We start from the raw sequence: 14,652 nt of genomic DNA, 5'->3' as shown, positions 1-14,652 counted from the left end.
CGCCCGGACTCCCGTCCGGCGGTGCGCATATGGCCAATCAGAATTGGACAATCATAAGGTAGGCGGACCGGCCGCGGCAAGTTGCCGGGGCCGGTCCGCAAGAAAGCCGTTGAGCCGGACCTTACACCGTCAGGATTTCTTTCTCTTTTTCACCCAGCAGCTTGTCGATGTCGGCCACGGCCTTGTCGGTCAGCTTCTGGATTTCGTCCGAGGCGCGGCGCTCGTCGTCTTCCGACGCGGTCTTGTCTTTGACCATTTTCTTGAGCGCTTCGTTGGCATCGCGACGGATATTGCGCACGGCAATCTTCGCATCTTCGCCTTCCGACTTGGTCAGCTTGACCATTTCTTTGCGGCGCTCTTCGGTCAGCGGCGGGGTCGGCACGCGGATCATATCGCCCTGCGACGATGGATTCAGGCCCAGGTCGGCGTCGCGGATCGCTTTTTCGATGGTCGCGGCCATTTTCTTTTCGAACGGCTGGACGCCGATGGTGCGCGCATCGACCAGGGTCAGGTTGGCGACCATCGGCAGCGCGGTCGGGCTGCCGTAGTAGTCGACCATCACGTGGTCGAGGATGCCGGTGTGGGCGCGACCGGTGCGGACCTTGGCCAGGTCGGCTTTCAGGGTCTCGATGGACTTGATCATGCGCTCTTGCGCGTTCTTTTTGACGTCAGCCAGGGACATGCTGCTCTCCTTGTTGTTCAGTAAATATTTAAACGTGTACCAGTGTACCTTCGTCTTCACCCATGATCACGCGGGTGAGCGCGCCGGGTTTGACGATGGAGAACACCTTGATCGGCAGTTTCTGGTCGCGGCACAGCGCGAAGGCGGTAGCGTCCATCACTTGCAGGTGCTTGGCGATCGCTTCGTCGAAGGTGATGCTTTCGTAACGCGTCGCGTGCGGGTCTTTCTTGGGGTCGGCGCTGTAGACGCCATCGACCTTGGTGGCCTTCAGGACGATCTCGGCCGAGATCTCGGCGCCGCGCAGGGCGGCCGCGGTGTCGGTGGTGAAGAACGGGTTGCCGGTGCCGGCGGCGAACACGACCACTTTACCTTCTTCCAGGTATTGCAGGGCCTTCGGGCGCACATAAGGCTCGACCACCTGCTCGATGCCGATCGCCGACATGACGCGGGCGGTGATGCCGACGTGGCGCATGGCATCGGCCAGGGCCAGCGCGTTCATGACGGTGGCCAGCATGCCCATGTAGTCGGCGGTGGCGCGGTCCATGCCCTGGGCGCCCGGGGCGACGCCGCGGAAGATGTTGCCGCCGCCAATCACGACCGCCACCTGCACGCCCAGCTTCGCCACTTCCGCCACGTCGGCCACCATGCGCTCGATGGTGGCGCGGTTGATGCCGAACGGGTCGTCGCCCATCAGCGCTTCGCCGGACAGTTTCAGGAGGACTCGTTGGTAGGCTGGTTTTGACATGATGAAGCGGCTCCTAATGTGATGTTTCGATGGTGCGAATTCGGGTCCGACCGCGGCCCTTGGGCTGCGATCTCATCTGCCTTGGAGGCGATGGCATTGTAAGGCGGGCGCGGTTGATGAGTCGCGCCGCTGGACTGCATGCAGACTTGGATTCCCGCCTGCGCGGGAACGACATATTAGAGGTGCGGACTGTGGAGCCTGCTTCGGCCCGCACCCCATGAACGTCGTTCCCGCGAAGGCGGGAACCCCAGTTTGCCGTACAACCAGGAAATACTTCATGGCCGCAACACACAAACGATCCCACCTTAAAAAAACGGACCTTGCGGCCCGTTCTTTTTGATTACTGCTTGTTTGCAGCCATCTGGGCTGCAACTTCTGCTGCGAAGTCGTCGACCTTCTTCTCGATGCCCTCGCCCACCACGTACATGGTGAATGCCTTGACGCTGGTATTCGATGCTTTCAGGTATTGCTCGATCGACTGCTTGTCGTTCTTCACGAATGCCTGGTTCAGCAGCGACACTTCTTTCAGGTATTTCTGCACCGAACCGTCGATACGCTTGGCGACGATTTCGTCCGATTGCGGCTGCTTGCCTTCGGCGACAGCTTTTTCAGCGTCTTCCTTGGCCTTCAGTTCGGCGACCGAACGCTCTTTTTCGATCATTTCAGCAGGCACTTGCTCCGACGACAGAGCGACTGGCTTCATTGCAGCGATGTGCATGGCCAGGTCCTTGCCGACTTGCTCGTCCGCGCCTTCGAAGTCGACGATCACGCCGATACGGGTGCCGTGCAGGTAGGAAGCCAGCTTGCCGGTGGTTTCGAAACGCTGGAAGCGACGCACGGTCATGTTCTCGCCGATCTTGCCGATCAGGGCGGTACGCACGTCGTCGAAGGTCTTGCCGTCGTGCGGCAGCGCTGCCAGGGCAGCGACGTCAGCCGGGTTGTTCTCGGCGACCAGCTTGGCGGCCAGGTTGACCATGGCCAGGAATTCTTCGTTCTTGGCGACGAAATCGGTTTCGCTGTTGACTTCGACCAGCGCGCCGACGTTGCCAGCGATATAGGTTGCCACGACGCCTTCGGCGGTGATGCGTGCCGATGCTTTCGATGCCTTGCCGCCCAGCTTGACGCGCAGGATCTCTTCAGCACGACCCATGTCGCCTTCGGCTTCGGTCAGTGCTTTTTTGCATTCCATCATTGGCGCGTCGGTCTTCGCGCGCAGTTCGCCTACCATCGCTGCAGTAATCGCTGCCATGTTGATTTCTCCTAAATGTTTTATCCGGGTTGCAGGTCGTTACAAAACGCCCCACAGGTATTCAGCTTAAAAAAAGGGGGGCTCGTGTGTGCGGCGCCCCCTTCGATGTGTCAGCAGGCACTTAGCCTGCCGTCACTTATGCCTGCTCGGAAACTTCGACGAAGTCGTCGCCGCCAGCCTTGACCATTTCAACGACTTCGTTGGTGGCGTTGGCGCGGCCTTCCAGGATCGCATCGGCGACGCCGCGTGCGTACAGGGTGATCGCTTTCGACGAGTCGTCGTTGCCTGGGATGACGTGGGTCACGCCTTCTGGCGAGTGGTTGGTATCGACGATGCCGATGACCGGAATGCCCAGCTTGCCGGCTTCGGTGATGGTGCCCTTGTGGTAGCCGACGTCGACGACGAAGATCGCGTCAGGCACGCCGCCCAGGTCCTTGATGCCGCCGATCGACTTTTGCAGCTTTTCCATTTCGCGCGAGAACAGCAGCGCCTCTTTCTTCGACATCTTCTCGACCGAACCGTCTTCGACTTGCGCTTCCATGTCTTTCAGGCGCTTGATCGAGGTCTTGATGGTCTTGAAGTTGGTCAGCATGCCGCCCAGCCAACGCTGGTCGACGTAAGGCACGCCAGCGCGCTGTGCTTCAGCAGCGATGATGTCGCGTGCTTGACGCTTGGTGCCGACCATCAGGATGGTGCCGCGGTTGGCCGAGATCTGCTTGATGGTTTTCATCGCATCCTGGTACATCGCCATGGTTTTTTCCAGGTTGATGATGTGGATCTTGTTGCGATGACCGAAGATGAACGGCGCCATCTTTGGGTTCCAGAAACGGGTCTGGTGGCCGAAGTGGATACCGGCTTCCAGCATTTCACGCATAGTAACGGACATGTAATTCTCCAGGGTTGGGTCTTGAATGTGGCCAGTCACCAGTCAGGCACCCTTTTAGGGCCACATTCGCGATTTCAATAAATTAAAGGTACAGTTTTTACAACATTGCCCAATGCGAATCCGAGCAACCCGAGATTCTAGCGGGATTTGCCGTTTTATTCAAGCGTGACGTGGAGCTGGCGGCCGCAGCGACCCTGAGGAAGGAATGTTTCCTCTATAATGGACCCTTATTGCACACTCAGTGCATCGACTACCGCAGGATAAGAATCCCAATGGCCTCCACTCCCAAAACTCTTGACGAAATCGAAGGCATGCGCGTCGCCTGCCGCCTCGGCTCGGAAGTGCTCGACTATATCACCCCGTTCGTGAAGCCCGGCGTCACCACCGGCGAACTTGACCGCCTGGCGTATGAATACATGGTCAACGTCCAGGGCACGACCCCGGCGACCCTGAACTATGCCCCGCCCGGCTACCCGCCCTTCCCCGGCTCGATCTGCGCCTCGCTCAACGACGTGATCTGCCACGGCATCCCGGGCGACCGCATGCTGAAATCGGGCGATGCGCTCAACATCGACATCACCCCGATCACCAAGGACGGCTACCACGGCGACAACAGCCGCATGTACCTGGTCGGCGAGCCGTCGATCATGGCGCGCCGCCTGTCCGAGATCACCTTCGAGTGCATGTGGCTGGGCATCGCCGCCGTCAAGCCGGGCAAGCACCTGGGCGACATCGGCCATGCGATCCAGCAGCATGCCGAGAAGGCCGGCTACAGCGTGGTGCGCGAATTCTGCGGCCACGGCGTGGGCCGCGTGTTCCACGAAGAGCCGCAGGTGCTGCACTACGGCCGTCCCGGCACGCTGGAAGAACTCAAGCCGGGCATGATCTTCACCATCGAGCCGATGATCAACGCCGGCCGCCGCGACATCAAGGAAATGCCGGACGGCTGGACCATCAAGACGAAAGACCGCAGCCTGTCGGCCCAGTGGGAACACACGGTGCTGGTCACCGAGACCGGGGTCGAGGTGCTGACCATGTCGGCCGGCAGCCCGCCGCCGCCCGCCATCGTGCTGCCGCTGCTGAACCCGGGCGCGGTGCCGGCCCTGGCCGCGGCTTAAAGGAAAGCCCATGGGACAGGCCGCCCTGCTCGACACCGCCCGCACCACGCTGCGCCAGCGCCTGAAGGCCGAACGCCAGCTGGTGTTCCAGGCCTTCCAGGAAGACGGCAAGCCCGAAAAACTCCTGCGCAGCCTGCGCCAGGTGGTCGACGGCGTGCTGCTCGATGCCTGGCAGGCCGCCGGCCTGCCGGAGCACACCGCCCTGGTGGGCGTGGGCGGCTACGGGCGCGGCGAACTGTTCCCCTATTCCGACGTCGACCTGCTGATCCTGCTGGGACAGCCGGCTGACGCCATCACCCAGGCGCGCCTGGAAGGCCTGGTCCAGCTGCTATGGGACCTGGGCCTGGAGATCGGCCACAGCATCCGCACCGTGGACGAGTGCCTGAGCGAATCGGCCGCCGACATCACCGTGCAAACCAGCCTGCTGGAGGCGCGCCTCGTCACCGGCAGCGCGCCGCTGTTCGAGGAGCTGCAGCGGCGCTACCGCGACGCCCTCGATCCGCAAGCCTTCTTCCAGGCCAAGACCGCCGAGATGCGGCTGCGCCACGCCAAGCACGAATACACCGCCTTCGCGCTCGAGCCGAACGTGAAGGAAAGCCCCGGCGCGCTGCGCGACCTGCAGGTGATCCTGTGGGTGGCCAAGGCCGCGGGCCTGGCCGACACCTTCGGCCAGCTCGCCACGCGCGGCCTGATCACGCGCATGGAGGCGCGCCAGCTGCTGGAAAAGGAAAGCGCCTTCAAGGACATCCGCATCCGCCTGCACCTGCACACCAAGCGACGCGAAGACCGGCTGGTATTCGACGTCCAGACCGCGATCGCCGGCACCCTGGGCCTGACCGCCAGCGGCGAAGGTCCGGACGCGCGCCGCGCCAGCGAATTCCTGATGCAGCGCTACTATTGGGCCGCCAAGACCGTGACCCAGCTGAATACGATTTTGCTGCAGAACATCGAGGCACAACTGTTCCCGCAGCCGTCGGTGGCCATCCCGATCAGCGCCCACTTCACCCAGGTGGGTAGCCTGATCGACGTCGTGGCCGACGACACCTTCGAGAAGCACCCATCCGCCATCCTCGAGCTGTTCGTGGCAATGACCGAGCGCCGCGAACTGAAGGGCATGACGGCGCGCGCCACCCGCGCCCTGTGGCATGCGCGCACTTTCATCGACGAGGCCTTCCGCGCCGACCCGGCCAACAAGGCGCTGTTCCTGCGCGTGCTGCAGGCGCCGCGCGGCCTGGTGCATGCGCTGCGCCGCATGAACGAATTCGGCATCCTGGGCCGCTACCTGCCGGCCTTCCGCAAGATCGTCGGCCAGATGCAGCACGACCTGTTCCACGTGTACACCGTGGACCAGCACATCATGATGGTGGTCCGCAACCTGCGCCGCTTCACGATGCCGGAACACGCGCACGAATACCCGTTCTGCAGCCAGCTGATCGCCGACTTCCACGACCGCTGGCTACTGTACGTCGCGGCCCTGTTCCACGACATCGCCAAGGGCCGCGGCGGCGACCATTCCAAGCTCGGCATGGATGATGCGCGCGGCTTCTGCCGCGAGCACGGCATCAGCGAGGAAGACACCGAACTGGTGGTATTCCTGGTCGAGCAGCACCTGACCATGTCGACCGTGGCGCAGAAGCAGGACCTGTCCGACCCCGACGTGATCCAGGCCTTCGCCGCCGTGGTGAAGGACGAGCGGCACCTCACCGCGCTGTACCTCTTGACCGTGGCCGACATCCGCGGCACCAGCCCCAAGGTGTGGAATGCCTGGAAGGCCAAGCTGCTGGAAGACCTGTACAAGGTCACCCTGCGCGTGCTGGGCGGCGAGCCGCATTCGGCCGACCGCGAGCTGCGCACGCGCCAGAAGGAAGCGCTGGCCACCCTGCGCCTGTTCGGCCTGGACGCCAATGCCCACGAAGCGCTGTGGAAGCAGCTCGACGTGGCGTACTTCCTGCGCCACGACGCCTCCGACATCGCCTGGCAGACGCGCGCGCTGGTCGACAAGGTCGACGCCGACAAACCCGTGGTGCGGGCGCGGCTGGCGCCGATAGGCGAAGGCCTGCAGGTGGCGGTCTACGTCAAGGACCAGCCCGACCTGTTCGCGCGCATCTGCAGCTACTTCGACCGCAAGAACTTCAGCATCCTGGACGCCAAGATCCACACCACGCGCCACGGCTATGCGCTGGACAGCTTCCTGGTGGCGGACGAGAACTTCGCCGGCAGCTACCGCGACATCATCAGCCTGATCGAGCACGAGCTATGCTCGCAGCTGCTGTCGCAGGAGCCGCTGCCGGCGCTGGTGCGGGGACGCCTGTCGCGCGTGGCGCGCACCTTCCCGATCACGCCGACGGTCGAACTGCGGCCCGACGAACGCGGCCAGTTCCACGTGCTGTCGGTCGCCGCCAACGACCGTATGGGCCTGTTGTACGCGATCGCCAGCGTGCTGGCGCGCTACCGGCTGAACCTGCACACGGCCAAGATCATGACCCTGGGCGAGCGCGTCGAGGACGTGTTCCTGATCGACGGCCCGGCCCTGAACAATCCACGCACCCTGGTGCAGCTCGAGACCGATCTTCTCGACGCCCTCAAAGTTTGATTCATCCCTTTTTACAGTAAAGCTTTACCCATGACCGAACCGCTCCGCCTCTCCAAACGTATGTCCGAACTCGGCCTGTGCTCGCGCCGCGAAGCCGATGAATGGATCGCCCGCGGCTGGGTGCGGGTGGACGGCAAGGTCGTCTCGGAACTGGGCAGCAAGGTGCTGCCGACCCAGCGCATCACGGTCGAGCGCCAGGCCGCGGCCGAGCAATCGAAACGCGTTACCATCCTGATCAACAAGCCGGTCGGCTACGTCAGCGGCCAGGCCGAGGATGGCTATACGCCGGCGATCGCCCTGATCAAGCCCGAGAACCGCTGGGCGGACGATCCGGCGCCCGAACAGTTCCATCCGACCCAGCTGCGCAGTCTGGTGCCATGCGGACGGCTGGACATCGATTCGGTCGGCTTGCTGGTGCTGTCGCAGGACGGACGCATCGCCAAGCACCTGATCGGCGAGACCACTTCGGTCGACAAGGAATACCTGGTGCGGGTGCAGTACACCAAGCCGGGCAAGCTGCCCGACAGCGACCTGAAAAAGCTGAACCACGGCCTGTGGATGGACGGGAAAGCGCTGCTGCCGGCCAAGGTGCGCTGGCAGAACGAGGACCAGCTCAGTTTTACCCTGCGCGAAGGCAAGAAACGCCAGATCCGGCGCATGTGCGATATGGTCGGGCTGAAGGTCGTGGGCCTCAAGCGCGTGCGCATCGGCAAGGTCAAGCTGGGCAACCTGCCCGAGGGACAATGGCGTTACCTGTCCCCCGACGAGCAGTTCTAACCGTTCGGTAGCGGCGCTTCCGGCGCCAGCAGTCCCTCGGCCTTCAGATCTTCCCAGAACGCCGGCGGGATGACGATGTCCATCAGCGCCGCATTGCGCTGCAGGTGCGCCACGCTGCTGGCGCCGGGAATCGTCGCCGCCACCACCGGATGCGCCAGCCCGAACTGCAGCGCCGCCGCCGGCAGGTCGACGCCGTGGCGCGCCGCCACCTGGCGCAGGCGCTCGCGCTGCGCGACCTTGTCTTCATCGGCCGGGCCATAATCGTAATTAGGGCCGCCCGCCAGGAAGCCGGAATTGAACGGACCTCCCAGCACCACCTTCGCGCCGCGCTCCTCGCACAAGGGGAACAGCTCGTCCAAAGGCGTGGTTTCCATCAGCGTGTAACGGCCGGCCAGCAGGAAGATGTCGGGGTCGGAATCGCGCAGCGCGCGCAGGCAGGGGTCGACCGTGTTCACGCCCAGGCCCCAGCCCTTGATCACGCCTTCGTCGCGCAGCTTCACCAAACCCTCGAAGGCACCGCCGCGGCCGGCCGCGATGGCGTAGTAGTGTTCGTACTCGGCCTGGCTGAAACGGTCCGGCGACAGGTCGTGGACGTAGACGATGTCGATGTGCGACAGCGCCATGCGCTGCAGGCTGTCCTCGATCGAGCGGCGCGCGCCGTCGGCCGTGTAGTCGGTGATGCGCCGGAACGGCAAGCCACCCACGAAGGGGGCGGCGATTTCGGGCGTAGCGCTCGGCGCCAGGATGCGGCCGACCTTGGACGACAGCGTGTATTCATCGCGCGGACGGCGCCGCAAGGCCTGGCCGAAACGGTGCTCGGACAGGCCGGCGCCGTAGTGCGGCGCGGTGTCGAAATAGCGGATGCCGGCGTCCCAGGCGGCATCGACGGTGGCTTGCGCCGCCTCTTCGCTCGTGTGATGGTACATATCGCCCAGGCCGGTGCCGCCCAGGCCGAGACGTGTAAGGGGTTGATAGCGCTGCGTCATTGTTCTGTCCTTTCTCGACTGCTCATGATGGGACAGATTCTGCCTGCCGCGCGACCTCGCCGGCGCACGCCAGCGCTGCGGCGCAACAATGCCTTCAGGCCGCGCGCCGGCTCTCGATCTGCACCAGCGCGGCGCCCAGCACGTCGAGGTCGACCGGCTTGGCGAACAGGTCGTGGAAGCCCGCCGCCAGCGCCAGCGCCCGGTCCTTCTCTTGCGCATAACCCGTCACCGCGATCAGGATCGCCTGCGACGCCCCGGGCTTCTTGCGCAGCGCGGCGGCCAGCTCGTAGCCGTTCATCTCGGGCAGGCCGATGTCGAGCAGGCAGACGTCCGGCCCGAAGGCCGGCAGCGCCGTCAAGGCCTCGCGCGCGGAATGGGCGACCAGCACCGTGTGGCCCAGGGTTTCCAGCAGTAGCGACAAGGTGACCGCCGCGTCCTCGTTGTCGTCGACCACGCCGATGCGCAGCGCCGGCAGCTTGCCTTGGGGCGCATTGCGGTCGCGCGCGCGCCGCTCGATCTGTGCGCGCGTCGACAGCGGCAGGCTGACGTGGAAGGTGCTGCCCAGTCCGGGGCCGTCGCTGCTGGCGCTGACCGCGCCGCCGTGCAGCTTGAGCAGGCTGCGCACCAGCGCCAGCCCGATGCCCAGGCCACCCTGGCTGCGATCCAGGCCCCGCGCGCCTTGCGCGAACAGGTCGAAGGCGCTGGCGATCAGCTCGGGCGACATGCCGATGCCGTCGTCGCGGATCTCGAGGCCGAGCACATCGCCATCGGTGGTCAGGCGCACCTCGATGCGTCCGCCTTCGAGGGTGTATTTGGCGGCGTTGCTGAGCAGGTTGGTCATCACCTGCACCAGGCGCTTGCGGTCGCCGACGACGACGGCGCGCGCCGGCGGCAAGTCCAGGGTCAGGCGGTGCCGGTGCTTCTCGATCAGCGGGCGCACCTGCTCGATGGCGTCGGCGATGACGTCCTTGAAGTCCAGCTCGCGCAGCTCGAGTTCCACCTTGCCACGGGTGACGCGCGAGACATCCAGCAGGTCGTCGATCAACGACGTCATGTGACCGGCCTGGCGCGCCACGATCTCGCTGGCCCGCTGCACCATGGCCGGATCGAGGTTGAAGTTCGACAACATGGTGGCGGCAGAGACGATCGGCGCCAGTGGATTGCGCAGCTCGTGCGCGAGCATGGCGAGGAATTCGTCCTTGCGCTGGTCGGCCTCGCGCAACGCGGCGATCAGGGCGTCCTGCTCGGCCATCGCCTTGCGCAGCTCGATCTGGCTCATGATCTGATGCGCCAGGGTGGCCAGCACGAACTGTTCCTGCTCGCTCAAGCCCTGCGGCCGCGGCTTGTCGTCCAGCACGCACAAGGTGCCGAGCGCCACGCCGTCGCGCGTCTTGAGCAGGGCGCCGGCATAGAAGCGCAAGCCGGCATCCTTCGTCACCAGCGGATTGCACCTGAAGCGCGGATCCTCGCGCGTGTCGGGCACGATCAACTGCTGCTCTTCAAGCAGCGCGAAGCGGCAGATCGAGTCGTCCAGCGGCATCTCGCGCGTGCCCAGGCCGATCTCGGACTTGAACCACTGGCGCCCGCGCGCGATCAGGTTGACCGCGGCGATCGGCGCCGACAGCAGCTGGCTGACCAGGCGCACGACGTCGTCGAACGAGCGCTCGGGCGGCGTGTCGAGGATGCCGTAGGAATCGAGGACGGCGAGGCGCGCTTCTTCGTCGAGGGTGGCGGTGCTGGACGTCATGGATGGTCGGAGGTGGCGAAATCTGGCCGACAACACGCCGGCTGGCCGCCAATTATAGGAACAAAGCGGCGCACCCGGCCACACGGAACGTCCTGGAAAGTTTGCCCTGGGTCTTGCAATCGCGCCTGGACGGCGTTCAGGCGCCGAAGCGCCTGGCCCCGGCCGCGATCCAGACCACCACGCCCAGCACCGACAACGGCGTCAGGAAGATCATCGGCACCATCAGGCCCGGTCGCCCGGCCACTGCCCAGGCGCAGCCCAGGTTGACCAGGGCCGGCAGCAACAGGCGCAGCGCCGCGTAGCGGTTCAGGCGCGCAACCTGGTCCTGCGCCGCCGGGTAGTGCACGAAGTTGAGCAGCTTGCGCCCGGGCGCTGCGTACAGCACGATGGCGAGGATGAGGAAGATCGTGGCGAACAGCAGGAAAGGATGGCCCATGACAGGCGGTCCGCTCAGGCCATGCCCGGACGCAGCCGGCGCCACAAGGCCCGCCCCGCCGTGTGCACCAGCCAGGACAACACTGCGATGACCGCCCCGAACATGGCCGGCAGAACCGGGCCGGCTACCCAGCTCATGGCAAGCACGAAGCCCAGCAGATACTCGGCATGCCACAGGCGCACCACGAGGGCCAGCGCCAGCAGGCCAAAGAAGACGTAGTCGACCAGGGGGCTACCGGCCGCGAACAGCGCCGCCAGCGTGGCGCCGTAAGCCAGCGCGCACACGAAAGCGATGAGGGGCGCCGGCTTGAGCGAGCGTCCGCCGCTGGCGGCATGCTGGGCGCGGCGCTCGACCCTGCCGACGGTCCACCAGGTCAGCAACGGCACCAGCAGCAGGCCCCACCAGTTCGACACCGCGGGCAGGTCGGGATTGGCCAGCAGGTGATGCGACAGCACGCCACCATGCAGGTGCTCGCGCGCGAGCATGGCCAGTTCGGCGCACAGCGCCAGCAGAGTCAAGAGGGTGCGGCGACGGCTGTTGGAGGCGACGTGCATGGGATTCCCGGGCTGGAGGTGGATGAGCGCTAGCGCCTCACAGTACCAGAAGTCACGGCCCCGATCTACGCCGGGAACGAAATCCATGCCACCCTCATAATATGCATATGCCTTCAGCCGCCCAGCACCGTGACAACCACCCGCCGCCGGTGTGGCGCGGTGCGGTGTTCCCACAGGTAGATGCCCTGCCAGGTGCCCAGCAGCATGCGCCCTGCCCCGACCGGAATCGTCAGCGCGGTGTCGGTCAGCATGGTGCGGCCGTGGGCCGACATATCGTCCGGCCCTTCGGCGTCGTGGCGGTAGGCCGGGTCGCCGTCCGGCGCCAGGCGGGAAACGATGGTTTCCAGGTCGCGCCGTACGTCGCCATCGGCATTCTCGGTGAGCAGCAGCGAGCAGCTGGTGTGCTGCACGAAGACCTGGACCAGGCCGCATTGCAGCCTTGATGCCGCGACGACGGCGGCGACGTCGCGCGTGATGTCGCGGGTGCCGCGCCCGCTGGTTGAAAATTCGAGGATGGTCTGGTGCGCCATGCTGTCGTCCTGTGATGAAAGCCGAGGGCCTTCATCTTAGAGCCTATCCCAGTAGGTGGGGGGAAGCTCATGGTGATGCATGGCGGGCGTGAGCAAGGCGCGAGGAGGCCGCATGGCTAGCCATGCAACGACGAGCAACGCAGCTCACGCCCACCAGGCGCGCCAGGAGCGACTCCCACCTACTGGGATAGGCTCTTAGCAGCGACAGCTAGTCGCGCCGGCGGTCCGCCAGGAACTGCTGCGCGCGCGGGTGTTGCGGATGGGCGAAGAACTCCTGCGGCGTGGCCTTTTCCAGGATCTTCCCCTCCGCCATGAACCAGATCCGGTCGGCCACGTCGCGCGCAAAGCCCATCTCGTGGGTCACGCAGACCATGGTCATGCCCTCGCCCGCCAGCGAACGCATCACTTGCAGCACCTCGCCCACCATCTCGGGATCGAGCGCGCTGGTCGGCTCGTCGAACAGCATGATCGGCGGCCGCATGGCCAGCGCACGCGCGATCGCCACCCGCTGCTGCTGGCCGCCCGACAGCGCGCTGGGATAGGCGTCGGCCTTGTGCGCCAGGCCGACCCGCTCGAGCAGCTGCATGGCGTAGTCGCGCGCTTCGGCCTTGCTTGCCCGCCCCAGCTTGACCGGCGCCAGCACACAATTTTCCAGCACCGTCAGGTGCGGAAACAGGTTAAAACTCTGGAACACGAAACCGATGCCGGCGCGCAGCGCGTTGACATCGAAGCCTTTGGCGTGAATGTCACGGCCGTCGATCTCGATGCGGCCGGCGTCGATTTCCTCGAGCCGGTTGAGGGTGCGGATCAGGGTCGACTTGCCGGAACCGGAAGGCCCGCACACCACCAGCACCTCGTTGTTGTCGACGCGCTCGGTGATGTCCACCAGCGCGTGGTACTCGCCGTAGAATTTATTGACTTTATCGAGAACGATCATCGTTGATGCACTTTCATGACGCTTGCACAGCGCGCCGTTGCAGGCGCCGCTCGAGCAGGAAGGCCAGGCGGGACAGGCCGAAACACAGGATGAAATAGGTCAGCGCCAGGATCAGGTAGACCTCCACCGCCTGGGTGAACACCAGGGTATTGATCTGGGTGGCGATGAACGAGACTTCGGACAGGCCGATGATGTAGCCGAGCGAGGTCGCCTTGATGGTCGAGACCAGCTGGTTGACGATCGACGGCAGGCCATGGCGCAGCGTCTGCGGCAGCACCACGTGGCGCAACGCGGCCCCATAGCCCAGGCCCAGCGAACGGGCGCTTTCCAGCTGCCCCTTGGGCAGTGCGCGCATGCCGGCGGCCACGATCTCGGCCAGGTAGACGCTGTCGAACACCACCAGCACGATCAGCATCGTGGTCGCCTGCGAGGTCTTGACGCCGGTGACGGCGGGCAGGAAGAAGTACACCCAGAACAGCACCAGCAGCAGCGGCACGGCGCGCACCACCTGCACCAGGCCGGCCACCGGCAGGCTGATGGCGCGATACGGGCTGACGCGGGCGATGCCCAGCAGCAGGCCGAGCGGCATTGCCAGCACCAGCGCCGCGCCCGACAGCAGGATGGTCAGCACCAGGCCGCCCAGCGGTCCTTCGGGATATTGGCCGACCAGGAAGTACAGCCAGTAGGTATCGATCAGTTCGAGCATGCGCCGCCTCTCAAGTCGTCCGCACCGGAAAACGGCGCTGGAACAGGTGGGCCAGCAGCGAGATCACGAGCGAGACCGTCAGGTAGGCCAGCGTGGCGAAAGTGAACGCCTCCAGGCTGCGAAAGCTGGCCGTCTCCACGCGCGCGGCCTGGTACATCAGTTCGGCCGCGCCGATCACGGTGGCCACGCTGGTGTCCTTCCACAGGTTGACGGTCTGCGACAGCAGCGGCGGCACCGAGGCGCGCAGCGCCTGCGGCAGCAACACCAGGCGCACCGCGGCCACCCGGCCCAGGCCCAGCGAACGCGCTGCCTCGAGCTGGGTCGCCGGGATGGCGCGGATGCCGCTGCGGATGTCCTCGGCCATGTGCACGCCGGCGTACAGGCTCAGGGCGATGACGGCGCAGATCACTTCGGGGTTGTTCGCGTACAGGATTTCGCGCGCGCTTTCCGGCAGCAGTTCGGGAAAGGCGAAGTACCAGAACAGCAGGTGCGCCAGCAGCGGCACGTTGCGGATCGCCTCGACGACCGTCGCCCCGGCCGCGCGCATGGGCGCGAAGGTCGACGTGCGCATCACCGCCACCAGCGCGCCGAAAGGCAGCGCGAAGGCGAAGCTGATGACGGTCAGCTGGATCGACAGGAAGAATCCCTGCACCAGCCAGTCGTGGTACTCGCCTGTCTGCAGGATGGTCGGATCGAAGAACAAGAC

15 protein-coding genes are annotated in these 14,652 nt (G+C 65.2%); 3 read left to right on the top strand and 12 right to left on the bottom strand.

What is annotated here, in order from left to right:
- Positions 1–121 precede the first annotated feature (121 nt).
- The 4 genes from frr to rpsB form a co-directional block, all read right to left on the bottom strand.
- Positions 122–682 (bottom strand): ribosome recycling factor, encoded by a 561-nt coding sequence (gene frr / locus FVD38_RS16680; protein ID WP_147935851.1) that lies wholly within the window; start codon positions 680–682, stop codon positions 122–124.
- Between the two features lie 28 nt (positions 683–710).
- The gene (gene pyrH / locus FVD38_RS16675) at positions 711–1,427 is read right to left on the bottom strand and encodes a UMP kinase (RefSeq protein WP_123070380.1); all 717 of its coding nucleotides are present in this window, start codon (positions 1,425–1,427) and stop codon (positions 711–713) included.
- Positions 1,428–1,767: 340 nt separating this feature from the next.
- The gene (gene tsf / locus FVD38_RS16670; RefSeq protein WP_147935850.1) at positions 1,768–2,676 is read right to left on the bottom strand and encodes a translation elongation factor Ts; all 909 of its coding nucleotides are present in this window, start codon (positions 2,674–2,676) and stop codon (positions 1,768–1,770) included.
- Positions 2,677–2,812: 136 nt separating this feature from the next.
- The gene (gene rpsB / locus FVD38_RS16665; protein WP_005667508.1) at positions 2,813–3,562 is read right to left on the bottom strand and encodes a 30S ribosomal protein S2; all 750 of its coding nucleotides are present in this window, start codon (positions 3,560–3,562) and stop codon (positions 2,813–2,815) included.
- 272 nt (positions 3,563–3,834) lie between these two features.
- Here rpsB and map point away from each other — a divergent pair, with 272 nt between their 5' ends.
- The 3 genes from map to FVD38_RS16650 are packed head-to-tail and all read left to right on the top strand — an operon-like array spanning position 3,835 to position 8,050.
- Complete coding sequence (gene map / locus FVD38_RS16660) at positions 3,835–4,680, top strand: type I methionyl aminopeptidase (protein ID WP_147935849.1); 846 nt, start codon at positions 3,835–3,837, stop codon at positions 4,678–4,680.
- Positions 4,681–4,690: 10 nt separating this feature from the next.
- Positions 4,691–7,273 (top strand): [protein-PII] uridylyltransferase, encoded by a 2,583-nt coding sequence (locus FVD38_RS16655; protein WP_147935848.1) that lies wholly within the window; start codon positions 4,691–4,693, stop codon positions 7,271–7,273.
- Between the two features lie 30 nt (positions 7,274–7,303).
- Positions 7,304–8,050: a pseudouridine synthase gene (locus tag FVD38_RS16650; RefSeq protein WP_147935847.1), complete on the top strand. Its 747-nt coding sequence runs from the start codon at positions 7,304–7,306 to the stop codon at positions 8,048–8,050.
- Here the strand turns inward: FVD38_RS16650 and FVD38_RS16645 are convergent.
- From FVD38_RS16645 to FVD38_RS16610, 8 genes are all read right to left on the bottom strand, one after another.
- Positions 8,047–9,036, bottom strand: a complete 990-nt coding sequence (locus tag FVD38_RS16645; RefSeq protein WP_147935846.1) for an aldo/keto reductase — start codon at positions 9,034–9,036, stop codon at positions 8,047–8,049. The genes FVD38_RS16650 and FVD38_RS16645 overlap by 4 nt on opposite strands.
- 94 nt (positions 9,037–9,130) lie before the next feature.
- Positions 9,131–10,783: a hybrid sensor histidine kinase/response regulator gene (locus tag FVD38_RS16640; RefSeq protein WP_147935845.1), complete on the bottom strand. Its 1,653-nt coding sequence runs from the start codon at positions 10,781–10,783 to the stop codon at positions 9,131–9,133.
- 136 nt (positions 10,784–10,919) lie between these two features.
- Entirely contained in the window at positions 10,920–11,219 is a 300-nt protein-coding gene (locus FVD38_RS16635) for a hypothetical protein (protein WP_147935844.1), read from the bottom strand.
- Between the two features lie 14 nt (positions 11,220–11,233).
- Positions 11,234–11,773: a hypothetical protein gene (locus tag FVD38_RS16630; protein ID WP_147935843.1), complete on the bottom strand. Its 540-nt coding sequence runs from the start codon at positions 11,771–11,773 to the stop codon at positions 11,234–11,236.
- A 113-nt stretch (positions 11,774–11,886) separates the two neighbouring features.
- Positions 11,887–12,303, bottom strand: coding sequence for a secondary thiamine-phosphate synthase enzyme YjbQ (locus FVD38_RS16625; RefSeq protein ID WP_147935842.1), 417 nt, complete (start codon positions 12,301–12,303; stop codon positions 11,887–11,889).
- A 208-nt stretch (positions 12,304–12,511) separates the two neighbouring features.
- Positions 12,512–13,240, bottom strand: coding sequence for an amino acid ABC transporter ATP-binding protein (locus FVD38_RS16620; protein ID WP_147935841.1), 729 nt, complete (start codon positions 13,238–13,240; stop codon positions 12,512–12,514).
- 13 nt (positions 13,241–13,253) lie between these two features.
- Complete coding sequence (locus FVD38_RS16615; protein ID WP_147935840.1) at positions 13,254–13,946, bottom strand: amino acid ABC transporter permease; 693 nt, start codon at positions 13,944–13,946, stop codon at positions 13,254–13,256.
- A gap of 10 nt (positions 13,947–13,956) precedes the next feature.
- A complete protein-coding gene (locus FVD38_RS16610; protein ID WP_147935839.1) occupies positions 13,957–14,649 on the bottom strand; it encodes an amino acid ABC transporter permease in 693 nt (230 codons plus the stop codon).
- Between the last annotated feature and the right edge of the window lie 3 nt (positions 14,650–14,652).

It is taken from the genome of Massilia arenae (assembly GCF_008014745.1).
Classification (GTDB): domain Bacteria; phylum Pseudomonadota; class Gammaproteobacteria; order Burkholderiales; family Burkholderiaceae_D; genus Telluria; species Telluria arenae.
Note: the sequence above shows the minus strand (reverse complement) of the source record. Positions and strands in the feature narration are given on the sequence as shown.